We start from the raw sequence: 1,603 nt of genomic DNA, 5'->3' as shown, positions 1-1,603 counted from the left end.
GAAGATCAGATAAGTATGATGGAAATGGTGCTTGATGTTGATGCAATAGTGGAAGAAGTTAAAACTTATAGAGAAAAATACTCTAAATATACTCTTTAAGGTTAAATAAAAATAACCCTTAGGAAAGGGGGCAGTTATGAGTAAAAAATTCCAAATCGTTCATTATTTAAATCAGTTTTTTGGACAAATTGGTGGTGAAGATAAAGCAGATATTCCACCTCGTCTGGAAGAAGGACCTGTAGGTCCAGGTGCTGCTTTAAACAATGCTATAGGAGAAGATGCAGAGATTGTAAATACAATTATCTGTGGAGATACTTATTTTAATGAAAATCTGGAAGAAAGTAAAGCAAAGATAAAGGAAATGCTGGATAAAGTTAAGCCAGATCTTTTGATTGCCGGTCCTGCCTTTAATGCAGGAAGATATGGTGTAGCCTGTGGTACAGTGGCAGAAATTGCAAAAGAAGAAATGGGTATAGATGTTGTATCTGGAATATATCCAGAAAATCCCGGTTACGAAATGTACAGACAGTATGCTTATTTTGTTGAAACATCTGATTCAGCTGCCGGTATGAGATCAGCAATTCCGAATATGGCAAAGATAGTTAAAAGCTATATAGATAAAGATGGTGAACTGGGGAGTCCTGATGAAGAAGGTTATATGCCTCGTGGTGTGAGGAAAAATCTTTTTGTTGAGGAAAGAGGTTCAAGCAGGGCTGTAAAAATGCTGATTGATAAACTCGAAAAAAATGAATTTGAAACAGAATATCCAATGCCCGTGTTTGACAGAGTTGAAATTGCTGAACCTGTAAAAAATTTATCAGATGCAAAAATTGCTCTTGTAACTTCTGGTGGTATTGTTCCAAAAGGAAATCCGGATCACATAGAATCATCAAGTGCATCTAAATATGGAGAGTACAGTCTAGAAGGTGTAATGGATTTAACAGAAGAGAGCCATGAAACAGCACATGGTGGGTATGATCCAGTATATGCTAACCTTGATCCCGATCGTGTTTTACCAGTAGATGTTATGAGAGATTTAGAAAAAGAAGGAGTTATTGGTGAGCTCCATAATAAATTTTATGCAACTGTAGGAAATGGTACTTCGGTTGCTAATGCAAAAAGTTATGCTGCAGAGATTGCAGAAAAACTTGTTGCAGATGGGGTACAGGCAGTAATATTAACTTCTACCTGAGGTACCTGCACACGTTGCGGTGCAACAATGGTAAAAGAAATAGAAAAGACAGGATTACCTGTAGTTCATGTGGCGACAGTACTGCCAATATCTCAAACAGTTGGCGCAAATAGAATTGTTCCGGCAGTAGCTATTCCGCATCCTTTAGGTAATCCAGATTTAAGTAAAAAAGATGAAAAAGCTTTAAGGAGGGAAATTGTTGAAAAAGCACTTGAAGCTCTACAGACAGATATTAACGAGCAGACAGTCTTTTTAGATGAAGAATAATTAAACAAATTATAAATTACTACAGCTGCAGTGAACAAAGTACTGCAGCTGTTTTTTGTGTGCTCCGTAAATTATTCTGATAATAGGTGAAAGTCCTATCTATGTTGTGGCATGTATCATGTAGAAGTCAACAGTGACAGGGTG

The 1,603-nt window shown here is 36.9% G+C and carries 1 protein-coding gene and 1 pseudogene; both read left to right on the top strand.

Going from position 1 to position 1,603, the window contains the following annotated elements:
- Positions 1-99, top strand: a pseudogene (locus DFR78_RS11825) (glycine/sarcosine/betaine reductase complex selenoprotein A); the annotation flags it as partial.
- Positions 100-136: 37 nt separating this feature from the next.
- Positions 137-1,459: a glycine reductase complex selenoprotein B gene (gene grdB, locus DFR78_RS11820; RefSeq protein ID WP_114459025.1), complete on the top strand. Its 1,323-nt coding sequence runs from the start codon at positions 137-139 to the stop codon at positions 1,457-1,459.
- The last annotated feature ends 144 nt before the right edge of the window (positions 1,460-1,603 follow it).

It is taken from the genome of Halanaerobium sp. MA284_MarDTE_T2, from assembly GCF_003337245.1.
Classification (GTDB): domain Bacteria; phylum Bacillota; class Halanaerobiia; order Halanaerobiales; family Halanaerobiaceae; genus QPJE01.
The sequence above is the reverse complement of the archived record's forward strand: the minus strand, read 5'-3'. Positions and strand labels throughout refer to the sequence as shown.